The organism is Metabacillus fastidiosus NBRC 101226 (assembly GCF_001591625.1).
Taxonomy (GTDB): domain Bacteria; phylum Bacillota; class Bacilli; order Bacillales; family Bacillaceae; genus Metabacillus; species Metabacillus fastidiosus.
On the sequence record NZ_BCVG01000230.1, the window covers coordinates 1 to 955 of the forward strand.

Below are 955 nucleotides of genomic sequence, written 5' to 3' on the forward strand. Positions count from 1 at the left end.
AACATGACTCTCATTTCAGATAAAGATACTAAAATCCACATTAAACTCCATCCTCCTACACTAAAATCACACTCCTCTTTAATCATATAAATCATATTTCGAGCCATCCCAACTTCCCCATTATCAAAGCTTAAATACAAAAACTATACATTTCTAATTAATATAAAAAACATTTTAAACAGTAAAAAGGACATTTCAGCTAAAGATCCTTATCTTATTTTTGTATAAAAAAATGAACTTAGCTAAAACTATAATTAAGATTAGCTAGTTAAACTGACTCCAAGTCGTTAGTTTAGTTATTCAAAAAACACACTCTCCTTTTGAGTGTGTTTTTTGAATAAACAAGATCCATATAACTAAAATATCAATTAAAATATTATCACCTTTAGAACAAGCCAGTTTCAATCAACAATCTTACTGCTATCACATTGAACAATAGGACAATTAAGACAAATCTCTTTTATACCAGTACAAGTAGTATAAAACTCTCGTTTACCATCTACAATCCTGAAACTAACTTCTTGATTAACCTCACTATCAATGTTTGGACAATAAACAACAAATCTTTTTAAATATGCATCCATAGCAGCCCAACTTCCTTATATACCACTATCCAATACTCACCAAACCTTTATATACCCATTGTAACGAAATTGAAACATAAATATTTTTCAAATTACCTATTATTTTATAATCTAGTTAACATAATTCACATTTTAAGCAGTAAAAAAGGGTCTTTCATTGAAGATCCTTTTAGTTACTTGTTAAAGTAAAGCCCCCGTTAGTTCAACAAGAATTATTTATTTCTTTATCTTTCTAATACTATACAATATTGTTCTTTATATTTTTCATGGTTCCAGTTGTACATTTGTACCAGATGATTTAGAGATAATTCTTCATGGTTACATCTAATATACGGTATATTTATTTCATTATCGTCATGACCAATCCATAC

The 955-nt window shown here is 28.1% G+C and carries 1 protein-coding gene; it reads right to left on the reverse strand.

Translation table 11 applies throughout. The annotated features are described in order from the left end of the window. Positions 1-401: 401 nt before the first annotated feature. Complete coding sequence (locus BFA01S_RS21560; RefSeq protein ID WP_066235698.1) at positions 402-584, reverse strand: hypothetical protein; 183 nt, start codon at positions 582-584, stop codon at positions 402-404. Positions 585-955: the final 371 nt, after the last annotated feature.